At 59.8% G+C, this 15,566-nt stretch carries 20 protein-coding genes and 1 tRNA gene; 3 read left to right on the forward strand and 18 right to left on the reverse strand.

Annotation, left to right across the window (positions count from 1 at the left end; translation table 11 throughout):
• Positions 1–2: 2 nt before the first annotated feature.
• From SynMITS9220_RS01895 to SynMITS9220_RS01905, 3 genes are all read right to left on the reverse strand, one after another.
• Entirely contained in the window at positions 3–3,140 is a 3,138-nt protein-coding gene (locus SynMITS9220_RS01895) for an efflux RND transporter permease subunit (protein ID WP_186990371.1), read from the reverse strand.
• Between the two features lie 128 nt (positions 3,141–3,268).
• On the reverse strand, positions 3,269–3,760 hold the full coding sequence (locus SynMITS9220_RS01900; RefSeq protein WP_186990373.1) for a photosystem I reaction center subunit XI: 492 nt from the start codon (positions 3,758–3,760) through the stop codon (positions 3,269–3,271).
• Between the two features lie 58 nt (positions 3,761–3,818).
• Positions 3,819–3,938: a photosystem I reaction center subunit VIII gene (locus SynMITS9220_RS01905; protein ID WP_067095236.1), complete on the reverse strand. Its 120-nt coding sequence runs from the start codon at positions 3,936–3,938 to the stop codon at positions 3,819–3,821.
• A 114-nt stretch (positions 3,939–4,052) separates the two neighbouring features.
• On the opposite strand from SynMITS9220_RS01905, the gene SynMITS9220_RS01910 reads away from it, so the two are divergent.
• Positions 4,053–4,547 (forward strand): HEAT repeat domain-containing protein, encoded by a 495-nt coding sequence (locus SynMITS9220_RS01910; RefSeq protein ID WP_186990375.1) that lies wholly within the window; start codon positions 4,053–4,055, stop codon positions 4,545–4,547.
• Here SynMITS9220_RS01910 and SynMITS9220_RS01915 read toward each other — a convergent pair.
• Both SynMITS9220_RS01915 and SynMITS9220_RS01920 read right to left on the reverse strand, forming a co-directional pair.
• Positions 4,505–5,467 (reverse strand): glycosyltransferase family 2 protein, encoded by a 963-nt coding sequence (locus SynMITS9220_RS01915; RefSeq protein WP_186991743.1) that lies wholly within the window; start codon positions 5,465–5,467, stop codon positions 4,505–4,507. The two genes, SynMITS9220_RS01910 and SynMITS9220_RS01915, sit on opposite strands and share 43 nt — an antisense overlap.
• A gap of 97 nt (positions 5,468–5,564) precedes the next feature.
• Entirely contained in the window at positions 5,565–6,305 is a 741-nt protein-coding gene (locus SynMITS9220_RS01920) for a C40 family peptidase (protein WP_186990377.1), read from the reverse strand.
• Between the two features lie 17 nt (positions 6,306–6,322).
• Here SynMITS9220_RS01920 and SynMITS9220_RS01925 point away from each other — a divergent pair, with 17 nt between their 5' ends.
• Positions 6,323–7,219: a serine hydrolase gene (locus tag SynMITS9220_RS01925; protein ID WP_186990379.1), complete on the forward strand. Its 897-nt coding sequence runs from the start codon at positions 6,323–6,325 to the stop codon at positions 7,217–7,219.
• 20 nt (positions 7,220–7,239) lie between these two features.
• Here SynMITS9220_RS01925 and SynMITS9220_RS01930 read toward each other — a convergent pair.
• Positions 7,240–7,328 (reverse strand) — tRNA-Ser (locus SynMITS9220_RS01930).
• Positions 7,329–7,362: 34 nt separating this feature from the next.
• Positions 7,363–8,544, reverse strand: a complete 1,182-nt coding sequence (alr, locus tag SynMITS9220_RS01935) for an alanine racemase (protein ID WP_186990381.1) — start codon at positions 8,542–8,544, stop codon at positions 7,363–7,365.
• A 73-nt stretch (positions 8,545–8,617) separates the two neighbouring features.
• Between alr and SynMITS9220_RS01940 the strand changes: the two genes are divergently transcribed.
• Positions 8,618–9,115 carry an HNH endonuclease gene (locus tag SynMITS9220_RS01940; RefSeq protein WP_067095271.1) on the forward strand — a complete coding sequence of 166 codons (498 nt, stop codon included), beginning with the start codon at positions 8,618–8,620 and terminating at the stop codon, positions 9,113–9,115.
• A 10-nt stretch (positions 9,116–9,125) separates the two neighbouring features.
• On the opposite strand, the gene prfA is transcribed toward SynMITS9220_RS01940, so the two are convergent.
• The 11 genes from prfA to SynMITS9220_RS01995 all read right to left on the reverse strand — a co-directional run bounded on the left by prfA (position 9,126) and on the right by SynMITS9220_RS01995 (position 15,562).
• Entirely contained in the window at positions 9,126–10,223 is a 1,098-nt protein-coding gene (gene prfA, locus SynMITS9220_RS01945; RefSeq protein WP_186990383.1) for a peptide chain release factor 1, read from the reverse strand.
• Positions 10,224–10,358: 135 nt separating this feature from the next.
• Positions 10,359–10,628, reverse strand: coding sequence for a 50S ribosomal protein L31 (gene rpmE, locus SynMITS9220_RS01950; protein WP_186990385.1), 270 nt, complete (start codon positions 10,626–10,628; stop codon positions 10,359–10,361).
• An 8-nt stretch (positions 10,629–10,636) separates the two neighbouring features.
• Positions 10,637–11,041, reverse strand: coding sequence for a 30S ribosomal protein S9 (gene rpsI, locus SynMITS9220_RS01955; protein ID WP_066904513.1), 405 nt, complete (start codon positions 11,039–11,041; stop codon positions 10,637–10,639).
• Positions 11,038–11,490, reverse strand: coding sequence for a 50S ribosomal protein L13 (gene rplM, locus SynMITS9220_RS01960; RefSeq protein WP_067095280.1), 453 nt, complete (start codon positions 11,488–11,490; stop codon positions 11,038–11,040). Before rplM ends, rpsI begins: the two co-directional genes overlap by 4 nt.
• A gap of 156 nt (positions 11,491–11,646) precedes the next feature.
• Positions 11,647–12,534, reverse strand: a complete 888-nt coding sequence (gene truA / locus SynMITS9220_RS01965; RefSeq protein WP_186991745.1) for a tRNA pseudouridine(38-40) synthase TruA — start codon at positions 12,532–12,534, stop codon at positions 11,647–11,649.
• 23 nt (positions 12,535–12,557) lie between these two features.
• Positions 12,558–12,908, reverse strand: coding sequence for a 50S ribosomal protein L17 (rplQ, locus tag SynMITS9220_RS01970; RefSeq protein WP_067095286.1), 351 nt, complete (start codon positions 12,906–12,908; stop codon positions 12,558–12,560).
• A gap of 36 nt (positions 12,909–12,944) precedes the next feature.
• Entirely contained in the window at positions 12,945–13,883 is a 939-nt protein-coding gene (locus SynMITS9220_RS01975) for a DNA-directed RNA polymerase subunit alpha (RefSeq protein ID WP_067095289.1), read from the reverse strand.
• A 45-nt stretch (positions 13,884–13,928) separates the two neighbouring features.
• The gene (gene rpsK, locus SynMITS9220_RS01980; RefSeq protein ID WP_066904496.1) at positions 13,929–14,321 is read right to left on the reverse strand and encodes a 30S ribosomal protein S11; all 393 of its coding nucleotides are present in this window, start codon (positions 14,319–14,321) and stop codon (positions 13,929–13,931) included.
• Between the two features lie 57 nt (positions 14,322–14,378).
• Positions 14,379–14,744, reverse strand: coding sequence for a 30S ribosomal protein S13 (gene rpsM / locus SynMITS9220_RS01985; RefSeq protein ID WP_067095292.1), 366 nt, complete (start codon positions 14,742–14,744; stop codon positions 14,379–14,381).
• A gap of 102 nt (positions 14,745–14,846) precedes the next feature.
• Positions 14,847–14,963, reverse strand: a complete 117-nt coding sequence (rpmJ, locus tag SynMITS9220_RS01990; RefSeq protein WP_066904998.1) for a 50S ribosomal protein L36 — start codon at positions 14,961–14,963, stop codon at positions 14,847–14,849.
• A gap of 47 nt (positions 14,964–15,010) precedes the next feature.
• Positions 15,011–15,562 carry an adenylate kinase gene (locus tag SynMITS9220_RS01995; RefSeq protein WP_186990388.1) on the reverse strand — a complete coding sequence of 184 codons (552 nt, stop codon included), beginning with the start codon at positions 15,560–15,562 and terminating at the stop codon, positions 15,011–15,013.
• Positions 15,563–15,566 lie beyond the last annotated feature (4 nt).

Here is a 15,566-nt window from a genome sequence, read left to right on the forward strand (position 1 = left end):
AATCAGCCGTCCAGCTCCGGACTTGCCGCATCGACTCCTCGCCAGCGCTTGAACAGCAGATAGGTTGCCGGCACGATGAAGAGTGAGAGCAGCGTGGACACCAGCAGCCCGCTGAACACAACGGTGCCGATGCTGATGCGGCTGGCGGAGCCTGTGCCTGTGGCGAGCAGCAATGGCAGAAATCCGGCCAACGACGTCACTGCGGTCAGCAGGATCGGTCGCATCCTGTTCAGCGCTGCTTCCTCGATTGCATCCGTCAATGCGACGCCTTGCTTTAGACGCTGATTGGCGAATTCAACAATCAGGATTCCATTCTTGGCGGCCAGGCTCACCAGCACCAGCAGGCCCATCTGGGCGAAAACGTCGAGGCTGAGACCGCGCAGCTTCAGGCCGATCAGTGCTCCCAGCAGTGCCATCGGCACTGTGAGCAAGATGATCAGTGGGTCTACGAAGCTTTCATAGAGGCCCGCCAGCAACAGATACACCACCGTGACGCCAAGGCCGAACAGCACCCAGGACACGGATTCCGCCCGGGTCTCCTCTCTGGCAAGACCGGTGAAGGCGAGACCCAGGTTGTTGCCTCCGGTCTGATCACTGATCGACTGCAGGAGATCGATGGCCTGGCCGCTGCTGATCCCCTCCGCTGTGACGGCAGTAATGCTGATGGATCGGTTCTGGTTGTAATGGGTGATTCGATTCGCTCCTGAATCACGCTTCAGCCGCGCAACGTTTGCCACAGAGACCAGATCGCCGCTGCGGTTGCGCACCATCAGGCTGGTGAGATCTCCAGGCGTGCTGCGATCTGTTCCCTCCAGTTGGAGATAGATGCTGCGGATTTCCCCTCCCGCGAAGGTGTCATCAATGAAACGGCCTCCGATGGCGGTTCCGATGTCCCTGAGAGTGGGACCCACCGGAAGGTCCAGAGCAGCCATCTGGCTTCGGTCCAGCTCTAGTCGCCATCGTGGTGAGCTTGCATCGAAGCGCGTGCTGACGCGCTGGAATTGTCCGGAGTTCTGGGCAGCAAGGATGAACTGTTGGGCCTGGGTCTCGAAATCCTGCAGGCTCAGCTGGCCGCTACTGCGATCCAGCAATTCCATCTGCAGGCCCGATTCGCTGCTGAAACCGCGCACTGTGGGCGGTGTGGTCACGATCACCTGAGCATCGGTGATGCGTCGTCTCAGCTCGCTGTTCAGGCGCTGCTTCACAGCTTCACTGCTGTTCTGCCGCCCTAAGCGTTCTTTCATGGGTGTGAGGCGCAGATAGAACGATCCCGTGTCCTCGCCTCTCTGTCCGAACGAGCTTCCGGCATAGAAATTGCCGCTGCGGATCAGGGGCTCTTCGGCAACCACCTCGCGGATGCGTTCCATCACAGCCTCGGTTCGTTCCAGGCTTGCCCCCTCCGGAAGCGTGAAATACCCGCGTACCTGGCCCTGATCTTCGTTGGGGATGAAGGAGGTGGGGATCGTCGCCAGACCAATGCCGGTGAGCATCAGGCCTGCCAGCACCAGAGCGACCACGGTTCTGCCACGCGTTAGCCAAACCGCCAGCGTCCGTGCGTAAAGACGTTGCAACCGGGCCATGCCCGATTGCAGTCTGCGACTGATCAACCTCAGCGGTCCTGGCAAGCGTCCGTCGCCCTGTCCGAGCACGCGGGCGCAGGCCATCGGAGTGAAGGTGAGGGCATTGAACGTTGAGAACAGAATGGCGCCACTGATGGCCAGTGCAATCGGTTGATATAGGCGGCCTATGGAGCCAGGGATCAGCAGAACAGGCAGGAAGACTGCAGCCAGAACAAGCGATGTGGCCAACACGGCGCCCGCTAGTTCTGCCATGGCATCTTCCGCAGCCCCCTTCGGCTCCTCGCCCCGCTCGATCCGACCTGCGATGTCTTCGCTGACGACAATGGCGTCGTCGACCACGATGCCTGTGGCCAGCACGAGGCCAAACAGGATCAGGCTGTTGAGATTGGACCCGCTGAGGCGCACCACCACAAGACTGCCGATCAATGCCACAGGCACCGCCAGGCCAGGAATCAAGGCAAGGCGCCAGCGTCCCAGAAACAGCACCAGCACTAGCAAAACCAGCAGCACCGCGTCCCTGAGGGTGTCTCTGGTGCGATCGAGATTGGCCTGGACGGTTTCGGCCACATCCACGATCACCTGAACATCCAATCCGGGGGGAAAGCTGCTTTCCAGGCTTTTCAGCCTGTCTCGAACCGCACGGCTGACTTCCAGTGCATTCGATCCATCCCGCTGGAAGATGCCAACAGCCACGGAGCTTTCGCCCTGAAGGTTGAGGGCGCTGCTGCCGTAGCTGCGTTGCCCCAGCTCAACGCGACCCACATCCTTCAGCCGAACTAGGCCTCCGTTTTCGGTGCGTTTCACCACCATGGCTTCAAAGTCGGCCTGGCTGCGTAGACGCCCTTCGGCATCCACCGGCAGGCTGAACAACTGCCCTGCCGGTGCCGGTGCCTCACCCAGATTGCCCACTGCGGCAAGAACGTTCTGCTCTGCCAGAGCATTGGTGATGTCGTTGGTGGAGAGATTGAACTGCTCCAGCCGACTGGGATCCAGCCAGAGTCGATAGGCGAGCTCGCTACTGCCAAACACACGGATGTCGCCAACTCCAGGCGTGGTTCGCAGGCCTTCACTCAGTCGCTGGTCGAGCCAGCCACCGATGAAGATCGGCTCATACAGCCCGGGAGGAGCGCTGAAGCCGAGGATCAGCAGGAGATCATTCGTGGAGCGGTTCACATTCAGCCCCTGCCGCGTCACGGCCTGGGGCAATCGGCGGCTGGCCAGGTTGACCTCGTTCTGAACCTTGATCGCGTTGAGTTCTGGGTCGCCAGCCTCGAAGCGCAGGCTGAGACTTGCACTGCCCTGTCTGCTGTTAGAGGTGATGCTCTCCAGGCCGTCGAGGTCACTGAGCTGGTTTTCCAGTACTGCTGTGACGCTTTGCTCGACAACTTCAGGACCTGCGGCAGGAAAACTGGCGCTCACGCTGACGCGGGTGGGAGCCAGTTGAGGCAGGTCTTCCAGCCCGAGGCCCACCAGAGACACCACACCCGCCAGCAGCACCAGCAAGCTGCAGACGATGGTGAAGACGGGCCGTCTCAGAAATGGCTGGGAGATGGACCGCAAGTCGGCAACCGCTCAGCAAGGGCCCAGATCCTGGCAGCAGAAAGCCCCAAATGAGTCATCGATGACGTCATCCGGGGCATCTCAAACAGTGATTTCAAGCTTCCATTTTGAAGTTTGAAAGGAGTGAATCAGCCGACTGGCGCGACACCACCAGCGATCTTCGCCAAGTAGAGCAACGGAGTTGCACTTACAAGGAACCAAGCAAATGCTGCTCCCCCGCAACCACCAAGCCAGAAGCCACTGGCAAATTCTGACCAGCCTTCTTTCGTGAAGAGGTCAGACGGTGGATTGTCGATGGTGGCGTCAGCGGGTTGGACCTTGGGTCCGTTGCCAGCGGTGCCATAGATGGACAGACATACAGTCAGGATCGACACCAATCCGATCGAAGCAAGGAGTCCTGCTGTGGATGCGTAATCGCTGTTTCGGAGAGGACCGCAGACGGCGAAGGGCCCATACAGCAGATACCCATGGGTCATGCCGATTTCCAGGCCGCGTCTGTTCGGCGAGAGCGATGGTCGATAGATCGGTAACGCGTTGAGGAACGCCTTGACGAAATAGCTGCTGTTCACCGGGGTGGCGAGATTGCCAACCGTTGGATCGGCGACGGGGGAAACAGACATGGATGAGGAAGCGGTGGGTGGGCAGTGCGCTTGATCGTTGGCTGAGGCCTGCTAGGGATTAGTCGGCGGTGGTTTCGATCAGGTTGAACATCAGAACCATCACGACAGCTGGACCCAAAACCCCAGCCAGTGGGATGAAAACCGAGGGCATCCAGGCAGCGGCGAATTCTCCAGTCATGGCAGCGACCCAAATGTCTCCAGTTACTGTAAAGACTGCCTTTCTGGTGGTCTTCGACCGATCGGGTCGGTGACATAAAAATTCAATCCGTTTGGCCTCCGTCGCCCTGAACCCATGAATCAGCTGCTTGCAGGTGGTGCCGCCCTTGTGCTGGTAGTCGTGCTCTGGAGTCTTGGTCGACGGCCTGGAAAAACGCTGTTGAGCAGCACGGATGCAACCTCTGTGGCAGCCATCAACAGAGCCCAGCTGGGATTAGTGCAGGTTTCATCGCCGCAGCAGAACCCTGAGACTCAGGAAGGATCTGGCCAGGGAACCGGCGATTTGGCCCCGTTCCAGCCTCCAGTCAGCAGCGCTGAGCGGATCTCACTTGAGCGTCGGTTACGCGAGGCGATGGATCAAGGCAACCCAGACCAGAGGCTTGAGGCCGTGAGGGTGGCGGGTCAGTGGGGGCATGCCTCCGTTCTGCCGCTGCTGAGGCGTGGTCTGCGTGATGCTGACAGTCTTGTCGTCGAAGCCGCTGCAACAGCCATTGAGCGTCACCGTGGAGCGACCCGACCGTCTCCGACTCAGGTGGCCCGGCCCCCTCGCAACGTTGCCCGGATGCGATAGATCGGGCGCCCCTGGCTTTCGTGGTAGGTCCGGATCAGCAGTTCTCCCAATAATCCGAAACAGAACAGCTGAATCCCGGCCAGGCCGAGTACGACAGCCATCGTGAGCAGTGGCCTGTTGCCGATGTCTTCACCCGTCAGTTTGATCACCAGCAAATAGGCGCTTGCCACCAGGCTTGTTGCAATGGCGACGAGGCCTCCAAACCCAAAGACGTACATCGGCCGGGTGAGGAAGCGTTTCATGAACCAAACCGTGAGCAGGTCCATCAGGACTCGAAAGGTGCGATCAATTCCGTATTTGCTGGTTCCGTACTGACGCGCACGGTGATTCACCTTCACTTCTGTGATGCGGGCTCCTTCGATGAAGGCCAGCGCCGGCAGAAAGCGATGCAGCTCGCCGTACAAGCGCATGTCGGACAGCACGTCGCGGTCATAGGCCTTGAGTGAGCAGCCATAGTCATGCAGGCGAACCCCAGTGACGCGCCCGATCAGACGATTGGCCAGCCTGGAGGGAAGTTTTCTCTGGAGCTCGGCATCCTGGCGATCAAAACGCCAACCGCTCACCAGGTCATAGCCCTCGCGCAGCTTGTTCAGGAGCAGGGGGATGTCGGCGGGATCGTTCTGTAGATCACCATCGAGGCTCACGATCACCTGCCCCTGAGCGACATCAAAACCTGCCGCCATGGCAGCTGTTTGACCGTAGTTCTTGCGCAGCAGAACACCCACCAGCTCCGGCACTTGCTCACTGATGCTTTCCAGCACTGATGCGGTGTTGTCGGTTGAACCGTCATTGACCAGCACCAGTTCAAAGTGCTCTCCAATGGGTCGCAGCGCCTTCAGCAACTGGTCCACCAGCTCAGGCAGGCTTTCCTCTTCGTTGTAGAGCGGCACCACAACCGAAAGGTCCAGCCCAGCCGTCATCAGGATCCGATCGAGATCCATGCAACCTAATCGGCGCCTGACGGACTAACTCTGAGCAGACAAGGCAAGCAGAGAGTCAGACCATCAACAGGAGCCGTTAGGGCAGGGTGCTGCCGTCATGGCAGCGCGTCACCCTGCCTGCACCCCGCAGTTCAGCCCTGTAGTGACTGGCCACGGGGTGTAGATCCTGGGGATTCAGGCTGTCGATGCCGATGCCATTGCGGCCATGTTCAATCCCCGAGCTGTGGATGTAGCGGCCGTTTTCGAGATGGATGCCGACGTGCGTGCAGCGCTCAGGTGTGCCGAAGAAGATCAGATCACCGGAGCGCAACGCGTTCACATCATTCGCTTGCACCGCCAGCGGCTTGCAGAACTGTTCCTGCTGATAAGCATCTCTGGGCAGCCAGATCCCAGTGCTAGCAAAGGCTGTCTGCACAAGGCCGGAGCAGTCCAGGTCAGGCCCGATGGTGCCTCCCCACAGGTAGGTGTTGTTGAGCCCGGCAGCGGCTTGCAGCCACTTCAGAACCGTATTCAGACGGCTGGTGATCTCCGAGCTTGAGAGCAGGCATGGTTGCCAGGCCTCGCAGGCCACAGCCTGATCCGCCAGTTCATCCATGGATAGCCAGCAGGGGTAGCCGTCCTCGAGTAGCACAACCTGCAAACGCCCCTGATTTTCGTGGCGCAACGGTGCAGCGACCTTGAAGCATCGGCCTGCTGCGGCCTGGGTGGCCAGTCCGCTCTTTGTTGGGGAGGCGTAGCCGTTCTGGCCACGCAGCAGTTTCCAGCAGCTCCCTGGGCTGATCAGGTCCGGAGTGATCGGGGTGCCTAGGGTCGGCATTGCCAGTAGCCAGTGCCATGGCGTTCTACCGTCCCGAGCCGGCGATGCAGCAGCACCTCGTTGCTCTGATCGACAGGCTGGCGGCCGATGGCCGTCCCGGTCTGCACGATCAGATGGCAGTGTCCTGGGTGCGTTACGACACCATGTTTCCGACCAATGGCAGCGGCACCGGTGCGGCTTGGGCTGACCAGAAGCTCCTCTATCCCGCGAGTGTGGTGAAGCTGTTGTACGCGGTGGCGGCCGAGCACTGGTTGCAGCGGGATCTGATTCCAGACAGCGATGAACTTCGTCGTGCGCTCCGCGACATGCTGGCTGACTCCAGCAATGACGCCACGGGGTTGATCGTGGATCTGCTGACCGGCACAACAAGTGGTCCGCCCTTGCGTTCCCCTGCTTGGGAGCAGTGGCAGCAGCAGCGCCGCCGAGTGAACGACTGGTTTCATGGTTTCGGCTGGCCTGAGTTGGAGCGCGTCAACTGTTGCCAGAAAACCTGGGGGGATGGTCCCTATGGACGCGAACGAGTGTTCTACGGGGAGAACAACAACAATCGCAATGCCCTCTGCACAGCCGCTGTTGCCAGGATTCTCGAGGCTGTCATGACCGATGGCGTGCTCTCACCTCCGGCTTGTCAGCGACTTCGAGCCCGATTGGCGCGTTCACTCGGCAAGGCAGACCGGCTCGAAGATCCTGAGAATCAAGTGGATGGGTTCCTCGGCGAGGGTTTGCCGGAAGGCAGTCAGCTCTGGAGTAAAGCAGGCTGGATGAGTCAGGCTCGTCACGACGCAGCATGGTGGTGCATCGACGGGCAGGCACCTTGTCTGTTGGTGGTCTTCAGCGAAGGTCAGGAGCGCGCCGGCGACGACCAACTGCTGCCACTGATGGCAAGGGAACTCGCTGCCTATGGAGCCGATTGACGACTCACTGTTCAATTCAACGGAGAGGGAGGGATTCGAACCCTCGACAGAAGTTGCCTCCTGTAACTCCTTAGCAGGGAGCCGCTTTCAACCACTCAGCCACCTCTCCAGCGGCCCGCCCACCATATCAAGAGGGTGCCCGTTCAGACCACCAGTCGCGGTAGGCGGTGCTTGAAGCCGCACAACACCTCCCAGGGGATGGAACCCGACAGTTCTGCCCAGTCCTGAGGGCGGATCACCTGCTGATCATCCTCTCCCAGCAGCGTGACCACATCACCGCTCTCAAGATCAGGATGGTCGGTGACATCCAGCATCAGTTGATCCATGGTGATCGCACCAACCTGAGGAAGGGGCTGGCCACGATGCAGGGCGTGGATTTGCCCTGACAGGCAGCGGCTCACGCCATCGGCGTAGCCGATGCCGATGACGGCCAGCCGACTGGGCCGACTGGTGACGAAGCGGTGCCCGTAGCTCACCCCCACACCTGCTGCGACCTCACGGATCAGACTGACTCGAGCTTTGACGGTCATCGCCGGTTGAAGATCCAGGCTCTGCTCCAGATGGGCACTGGGGGCATGGCCATAGAGAGCCAATCCCACGCGCACCTGATCGTGATGCAGTGATCGATCCCGCAGGGTGCCTGCTGAATTGGCCAGATGTCGCTGTAAACCCTGCTGTCGGTGTTTGCGTGTTACGGCTTCGAAACGCTCTTGTTGCAGGCGCGTAATCCGATCGGCATGCCCTTCAAGTTCGCCATCGGCCAGGGCGAGATGGCTGTAGACCCCACCCAGATTCAATTGATCGAGCTGGAGGATCGCTTCCGTCAGGCGCTCCCCGTCCTCCCAGTGGCAGCCAAGCCGAGTCATGCCGGTGTCGAGCTTGAGCTGCACCGTGAACTCTCGGCCGCTGCCACTGGCGAGGTTTTGGCAGAGCAGTGCCTCGCGCATGCTGCTCAGCGTGGGCATCAGCTGCCAGTGCAGACAGGCGCGCAGCTCTTCGGGTTGGGTGAGGTTGCCCAGCACGAGGACCGGTAACTCCAGCCCGGCCCGTCGCAATTCAATTCCCTCTTGCAGGGTGGCGACTCCCAGGCTGGTCGCCCCCCCGCAGATGGCGGCCCTGGCAACTGTTTCGGCGCCATGTCCGTAGCCGTCAGCCTTGACGACCGCCATCAGGGAGCAGTCGGATGCCAGCAACTGCTTCAACGCTCTGGCGTTGTGTTCAACGGCTGAAGCCGACACCTCCATCCAGGCTCGCTGTCGCGGGTCAGCGCCAGCAGCCGTTTCAGGGCCGGTAGGGCTGGGGCGATCGGCGGACAGGTCAGGCATCGGGACTGGGTAGTGAAGGTCACAAAGCTGCCCTTGTGACCCCGATAGCATGGCGTGTAATCAGGGAGCTGGCATGGGCCAGGTTCTCGTTCTCAATGCGTCCTACGAGCCGTTGAACATCACCACCTGGCGTCGAGCCGTCGTGATGATGATCAAGGGCAAAGCCGAGGGTCTGGAACACGATTCCAAACACCTTGTTCGCAGTGATATGCATCTGCCAACGGTGATCCGTCTGCGTCAGTTTGTGCGAGTGCCCTTCCGCCAGGTGCCACTGACACGCCGCAATCTGTTTCAGCGTGACAATCACACCTGTCAGTACTGCGGCAGCCACGAACTCCTGTCCATCGACCATGTAATCCCTCGCAGCCGAGGTGGAACCGATGCCTGGGACAACGTGACCACGGCTTGCACCAGTTGCAATGTGCGCAAAGCCAGTCGTACTCCCTCTGAAGCCGGCATGCCTCTTAAACGGGTTCCGCGGCGTCCCCTCAGCAGTTTGAGTTTCGAGGCTGTTCGCCAGATTGATTCAGGTCGCCACAGTGAATGGGCCAAATATGTGATCGGCGCCTGAACCGTTCTGGTTAATCGTCGCTCTGTTGGCTGAGTTGCTCCAGTTTGCTGCGCTGTTCCTCGGCGACACAGGCACCGATGACATCTTCCATTTGTCCTTGAAGAACGGACTCAAGGCTGAAATTTCTGCCGAGTCGATGGTCGGTGACCCTGTTGTCTTTGGCGTTGTAGGTGCGGATCTTTTCGCTGCGGTCTCCCGTACCCACCTGGGAGCGTCGGGCTGAACTCTCCCGTTCATTGGCTTCGGCGAGCTGTCGCTCATAGAGCTTGGCTCGCAGAATCTCCATGGCCCGTTCGCGGTTCTGGAGCTGGGAGCGTTGCTGCGTGCAGAACACACGGATGCCGCTCGGTTTGTGCAGCAGGTCGACGGCTGTCTCGACTTTGTTCACGTTCTGTCCGCCGGCTCCTCCTGATCGAGCCGTGCTGATCTCTAGGTCACCGGGTTCGATCTGAACCTCCACGGGATCGGCCTCAGGCATCACAGCCACCGTCGCCGTGGATGTGTGCACACGGCCCTGGGATTCGGTGGCAGGGACACGCTGTACACGATGCACACCGGCTTCAAATTTCAATTCGCTGAAGACGGCATCGCCTTTCACGGAAAGAATCAGTTCCTTGTAACCGCCAAGGTCGGCTTCGCTAGCGCTCACGGGCTGGACCGTCCAACCACGACGGCTGCTGAATCGCTCATACATGCGGGCAAGATCTCCGGCCCAGAGCGAGGCTTCATCGCCGCCGGCACCGGCTCTGATTTCCAGCATCACACTGCGTTGATCGCGCGGATCCTGGGGCAGTAATGCAAGCGTCAGCCGCTGGATCAGTTCGTCATGGCGTTGCTCCAGAGACTGCAGTTCGAGCTGAGCGAGTTCTTCCATCTCGGCATCGCCGCGGCTTTCACGCAGCAGCGTCCGCGCCTGTTCCCTTTCCTGGAGAACGTTCTGCAGGCTGGTGTAGTCGATGACCAGCGGTTCAAGGCGTGAACGCTCTTTGGCCACCGACTGCAGACGATCCGGGTCTGAAGCCACATCGGGGTCAGCGAGCTGGCGTTCCAGATTGTGGAAACTGCTGGTCGCGGCCTCAAGACGGCTGATCAGAGTTGAGGAGTCCATGGCCTCAGAAGCATGGTCGGCAAAGGACCTGATGGTGATGTCCTTTCAGAAAAAAGCCCCGAAAGCAGAGCTTGGTCTGCATTCGGGGGCAAAAATCCTGGCGATCGATCGCTTCTGCGTCGATTGCAGAGCGCATCAGGCTTCCTTCTTCGCCTCGTCCTTGGCGGGAGCTGTTTTCTCCTCGTTGACACTGGCGGTGCTGCCCATGCCGTACTTGCGCATGAAGCGATCCACGCGGCCCTCGGTGTCGAGGATTTTCTGGGTGCCTGTGAAGAACGGATGGTTTCCGCTCCAGACGTCCACATGGATTTCGGGCTGTGTGGAGCCAGTGGTCATGACCACTTCTCCATTGCAGATCACCTTGGCGTCGGGATACCAGGTGGGATGAATGTCGGGCTTGGGCATGACAGGGATCAGCGCTTGGAGAACTGGGGAGCTTTGCGGGCTTTCTTGAGGCCGTACTTGCGACGTTCCTTAGCCCTAGGGTCACGGCTGAGGTGACCTTCCGTTTTCAGAGGCTTGCGGTTGTCGGAGGAGAGCTCGCACAGAGCCCTGGCAGCTCCCTGCTTGATGGCATCAGCCTGTCCGGTGAGACCACCACCTCTGACGTTGACGAGCACGTCGTATTCAGTGGTTAGACCCAGCGTCTGCAACGGAGCCTTGACGGCAGCGATGTAGGCGGGGTTGTAGTTGAGATAGTTATCTCCAGGCCGGCCATTGATGGTGATCGTGCCGTTGCCGGGGATCAGGCGAACGCGTGCAACTGAGGTCTTACGGCGACCTGTGCCCCAGTAAACGACGGAATTAGACGTGCTCATTTGGCGGAAGCGGCGGGATCAAGCTGCAGGGGCTGAGGCTGCTGGGCGGAATGCGGATGATCGGCACCCTTGTACACCTTCAGTTTGCGGAACATCTGGCGACCCAAAGCGTTGTGGGGAAGCATGCCCTTGATGGCTTTTTCCACGATTCGCTCAGGAAGACGCTCCTGCAGATGAGCGAAGGTCTCCACCTTCATCCCACCGGGGCGTCCGGAATGCCTGCGGTACAGCTTCTGTTGCGGCTTGCTGCCACTCACCTTCACCTTGTCGGCGTTGACGACAACGACAAAATCGCCGGTGTCGAGATGTGGGGTGTAGCTGGCTTTGTTCTTGCCGCGGAGCACGGAAGCAACTTCGGTCGCTAAGCGGCCGAGCGTTTGATTCTCAGCGTCCACCAGATACCACTGGCGGTCGATTGAATCGATGGAGGGGACGGAGGTCTTGTTCATCGCGCCGGCATGCCGGTTCGGTTATGCCCCGTCGCGAGCGACGAAGCTGGGCAGGGAGCTTCAGTCACGCCGTGGCGTGCTGGACGGAGCTCAAAGAACGACTTTACCTGTCGGTGGTTCCCCCACTGATCGAGTCAGTTGAGTGGAATCGACCGCTTAGGTACTGATTGGCCATGGGGGAGGATCCTGGGGTGGGTCCTCTGAGGCCAGAAAAAACGTCGGTTGACAATCGTACCAGCCGCCCTTGCTGAAGATGGTGTCCGGATAGCCAGCGCGCAGCAGGCAGAGTCCCTGCGCTGGTGCTCCATCTTTTACTTCACTGCGGCGACGTTCTCTCCAACGGCGTTCAAAGTGCTCCGGGGTCAGTCGGTGCTCTCCCACAGCCACGAGCTGGCCCGTCAGCAGACGCACCATTCCATAGAGAAAACCGCTGGCCTGGATCTCAAAGTGAATCAGGTCTCCTTGACGCTGAATGGACACGTCCTGGATCGTTGTGCGTGAGTGGGATCGTCGGCTTCCTGTGCGTTGGAACGCTGCGAAGTCGTGAAGTCCCAGCAGGCCACGAAGCGCCTGTTCCATCGCCTTTTCATCGAGCCGTGTCTGATAGCGATGCCAGCTCCAGGGCGCCAGAAACAGGTTCGGCCTTCGACCGTTGTAAAGGGTGTAGCGATAACGCCGGTAGCTGGCGGAGTAGCAGGCGTGCCATCCAAGAGGGCGTTCCACCGCTTCTCGCACCCGGATCGAGGACGGCAAACGGCCATTGAGAGCTGGGGCCCAGCGCCTGGCTGGAATCGGTCCGCAGCTGTCGAAATGCACCACCTGGCCGGATGCATGCACGCCAGCATCCGTTCGCCCCGCTGCCACGGTCTGAATCGGCCGATGGGGGTCGAGCGCTGAGATGGCCTCGTCGAGCACCGATTGCACACTGGTGCCGTTGGGTTGACGTTGCCATCCACAAAATGAAGACCCCTCGTACTGGAGACTGAGAGCAATCCTTTTGAGGCGGATGCCGACAGAATCAGCCGAGGGTTTCAGGATGGTGATTTCCGTGATGCTGGAGCCGGACTTCAGACCAGTTCGATGATGGCCATCTCGGCATTGTCCCCACGACGACGCACGGTGCGGGTGATGCGGGTATATCCACCTTTGCGATCGCTGTAGCGATCAGGAGCTTTCTCGAACAAAGCATGCACCAGCTGCTTGTCGTAGACGTATCCCAGAACCCTGCGCCGGGAGGCAAGACTGCCCTCCTTGGCCAGTGTGATCATCCGTTCAGCTTCGTCACGCAGTGCTTTGGCACGAGCTTTGGTGGTGGTGACGCGACCTTCGCGGATCAGCTGAGTTGTGAGGCCGCGAAGCATGGCTTTGCGTTGGTCAGCGGGGCGTCCCAGCTTTGGGACTCGGCATTGGTGACGCATGGTTCTGAAGGGGCTGCAGTAAAGGGCGGGTAAGAGTCAGACGCTGGTGCGGCTTTGGGGGATCTGGATGCCGATCCTTTCAAGCGCTTCAATCACCTCATCAGCCGACTTGGAACCGAAGTTCTTGATCTCCAGTAGGTCCTCGTAGCTGAAGCCCATCAGATCGGAGACGGAATTGACCTGAGCGCGCTTCAGACAGTTGTAGGCACGCACAGAAAGATTCAATTCCTCGAGAGGAATCTGAGCTTCAGCTGTGGGCTCAGGCTCTACCGGAACTTCTTCCACCATGGTGACGGTGGCGAGCGGTTGGAAGAGCTCGATCAGCTGGTTTGCGGACTGAGCAATGGCATCGTCAGGTGTGATCGAACCATCGGTCACCACTTCCATGCGCAGGCGCTCTCGAGCGGAACCACCCTCAGCTACTGCCGTTTCATCAATGGTGAAGTTCACCCGGTGCACGGGCATGAACACGGAGTCGATCTGCAGAAGATCGATGGCACTGGTGTCTTCGTTATGACGATCCACTGGGCGATAGCCCACGCCGCGTTCCACATGAACCTCGAGCTCGAGGCTGTAGCCATCGCTCACCGTGGCGATCACGCGTTCACCATCCACCACCTGGACCTGGGAGGAGAACTGCAGATCGCGGGCTTTGACCGTTGCAGGGCCAGCAACCACCAGCCGGCCGATCTCCAGATCGTTGGTGCGGCTGTTGACGGTGATCTGCTTGCAGTTCAGCAGAATGTCGAGCACGTCCTCCCGAACTCCCGGGATGGTCGCGTACTCGTGATTGACGCCGGCAATGCGGACTGCTGTAACCGCTGTGCCTTCAAGGTTGCCCATCAGCACACGCCGCAGGGAATTACCCAGGGTTGTGGCCTGGCCCCGCTCAAGGGGGCCGATGAGAAACACACCGGTTTGGGAGCGATCGTCAGCGATCTGATGCTCGATACGGTCGATCTGGTATTGCAACACGGTCTGAGTCGGGGGAGAGAGGGACCTGAACGGGGACGCGTTGGCTCAGACGCGCCGACGCTTGGCACGGCGGCAGCCGTTGTGAGGCAGTGGAGTGACGTCACGGATCAGCGTGATTTCCAGACCTGCAACCTGTAAAGCACGGATCGCGGTTTCACGACCTGATCCGGGGCCACGCACAAGCACTTCGATCTGGCGCATGCCCTGCTCGAGAGCTCTGCGGGCGGCTGCTTCAGCTGCAGTCTGAGCAGCAAATGGTGTGCCTTTGCGTGCACCCTTGAAACCGCTCGCACCTGCCGAAGACCAGGAGATGACTTCTCCAGTGGTATCGGTGATCGAAACAATCGTGTTGTTGAAGGTGCTTTGGATGTGGGCAACGCCGTTGGGAACGTTGCGCTTGGCCTTCTTGGGGCCTGATTTTTTAACTGTTTTGGCCATGGGCCTGGAGATGGAGGGGGCTTAAGGAACTGAAGGGTCCGAATGGGCCGAAGCGGCTTACTTCTTCTTGCCGGCCACGGTCTTGCGAGCTCCGCGACGGGTCCGCGCATTCGTGCGAGTTCGTTGTCCACGCACCGGGAGGCTCATGCGATGGCGACGACCACGAACGCAGCCGATGTCCTGCAGGCGCTTGAGTGCCATCCCCTCCTGCCTGCGCAGGTCACCCTCGATGGTGAAGGCCTCGGTGGCACCGCGCAATTTCTGCACATCACCGTCTTCCAGATCTTTCACCCTGATGTCGGGGTTGACACCAGCCTTGGAAAGGATGGTTCTGGCCCGTGTTGGGCCAATTCCGTAGATGTAGGTGAGGGCGACTTCGATCCGCTTTTCGCGGGGAATGTCGACACCAGCAATCCGTGCCACTGAGCAATTAATCGAGGTGGACAATGACTTCCTTTGCCTGGGAAGTCTTCAATTCAGGGTGGCAGGGACAGGGACCCTGCCTTGAGACAGCAGACCGAGGCTTCAGCCTTGGCGTTGCTTGTTGCGAGGGCGCTTCTTGTTGATCACGTAGATGCGACCTCTGCGCTTGACGATTTGATCGTCAGGGCTGATTTTTTTAACTGAGGAACGCACCTTCATGGGGCGAAGCTCTCCATTGTTGCAAACAGCTAACGTACCACAGCGGGTCAAGCAACGATGCTTTCAATTCGCTCAGCAATGGCGTCAACACTGCCGTTGGCTTGCACTCTGGCCAGCAGGTTCTGACTGCTGTAGTGATCAATCAGAGGAGCTGTCTGCTGCTTGTAGACCTCAAGACGGTTGCGGATCACCTCCTCGTTGTCGTCAGCACGACCGCGGCCCAGCAGTCGCTCGATCAGAACTGCATCATCCAGCTCGAGCAACACGACGCTCTCAATCGCTTGATCGAGTTCCTGAAGCAGTGGCGCCAGTGCCTCGGCCTGCGCCACGTTGCGCGGAAAGCCATCCATCAGCCAGCCCTGGCCATTGAGAGCAGAGAGCTGTGCTTTGACGATGGCCAGCACCAGGCTGTCTGTGACCAGTTCGCCCCGGTTCATCACGGCTTCCGCTTCCTTGCCAAGCTCACTGCCTGCGGCCACCTCAGCTCTGAGCAGATCGCCGGTGGACAGGTGCCGAAGACCGTGCTTTTCGCAGAGGCGGGCCGCTTGCGTGCCTTTGCCGGCACCGGGCGGGCCCACAAACAGAAGACGTTGTTTCATGGCG

Source organism: Synechococcus sp. MIT S9220 (assembly GCF_014304815.1).
Lineage (GTDB): Bacteria > Cyanobacteriota > Cyanobacteriia > PCC-6307 > Cyanobiaceae > Synechococcus_C.

Coding starts and splice junctions, on each gene's coding strand:
- SynMITS9220_RS01915 (WP_186991743.1), bottom strand. CDS start 5,467: ATGACGGCTGGGCTGGACCTTTCGGTTGTGGTGCCGCTCTACAACGAA.
- rplM (WP_067095280.1), bottom strand. CDS start 11,490: ATGAACAAGACCTCCGTCCCCTCCATCGATTCAATCGACCGCCAGTGG.
- rplQ (WP_067095286.1), bottom strand. CDS start 12,908: ATGCGTCACCAATGCCGAGTCCCAAAGCTGGGACGCCCCGCTGACCAA.
- SynMITS9220_RS01925 (WP_186990379.1), top strand. CDS start 6,323: ATGGCGTTCTACCGTCCCGAGCCGGCGATGCAGCAGCACCTCGTTGCT.
- SynMITS9220_RS01920 (WP_186990377.1), bottom strand. CDS start 6,305: ATGCCGACCCTAGGCACCCCGATCACTCCGGACCTGATCAGCCCAGGG.
- rpmJ (WP_066904998.1), bottom strand. CDS start 14,963: ATGAAGGTGCGTTCCTCAGTTAAAAAAATCAGCCCTGACGATCAAATC.
- SynMITS9220_RS01910 (WP_186990375.1), top strand. CDS start 4,053: ATGAATCAGCTGCTTGCAGGTGGTGCCGCCCTTGTGCTGGTAGTCGTG.
- rpmE (WP_186990385.1), bottom strand. CDS start 10,628: ATGCCCAAGCCCGACATTCATCCCACCTGGTATCCCGACGCCAAGGTG.
- alr (WP_186990381.1), bottom strand. CDS start 8,544: ATGCCTGACCTGTCCGCCGATCGCCCCAGCCCTACCGGCCCTGAAACG.
- SynMITS9220_RS01905 (WP_067095236.1), bottom strand. CDS start 3,938: ATGACTGGAGAATTCGCCGCTGCCTGGATGCCCTCGGTTTTCATCCCA.
- prfA (WP_186990383.1), bottom strand. CDS start 10,223: ATGGACTCCTCAACTCTGATCAGCCGTCTTGAGGCCGCGACCAGCAGT.
- SynMITS9220_RS01940 (WP_067095271.1), top strand. CDS start 8,618: ATGGGCCAGGTTCTCGTTCTCAATGCGTCCTACGAGCCGTTGAACATC.
- SynMITS9220_RS01995 (WP_186990388.1), bottom strand. CDS start 15,562: ATGAAACAACGTCTTCTGTTTGTGGGCCCGCCCGGTGCCGGCAAAGGC.
- SynMITS9220_RS01900 (WP_186990373.1), bottom strand. CDS start 3,760: ATGTCTGTTTCCCCCGTCGCCGATCCAACGGTTGGCAATCTCGCCACC.
- rpsK (WP_066904496.1), bottom strand. CDS start 14,321: ATGGCCAAAACAGTTAAAAAATCAGGCCCCAAGAAGGCCAAGCGCAAC.
- rpsI (WP_066904513.1), bottom strand. CDS start 11,041: ATGAGCACGTCTAATTCCGTCGTTTACTGGGGCACAGGTCGCCGTAAG.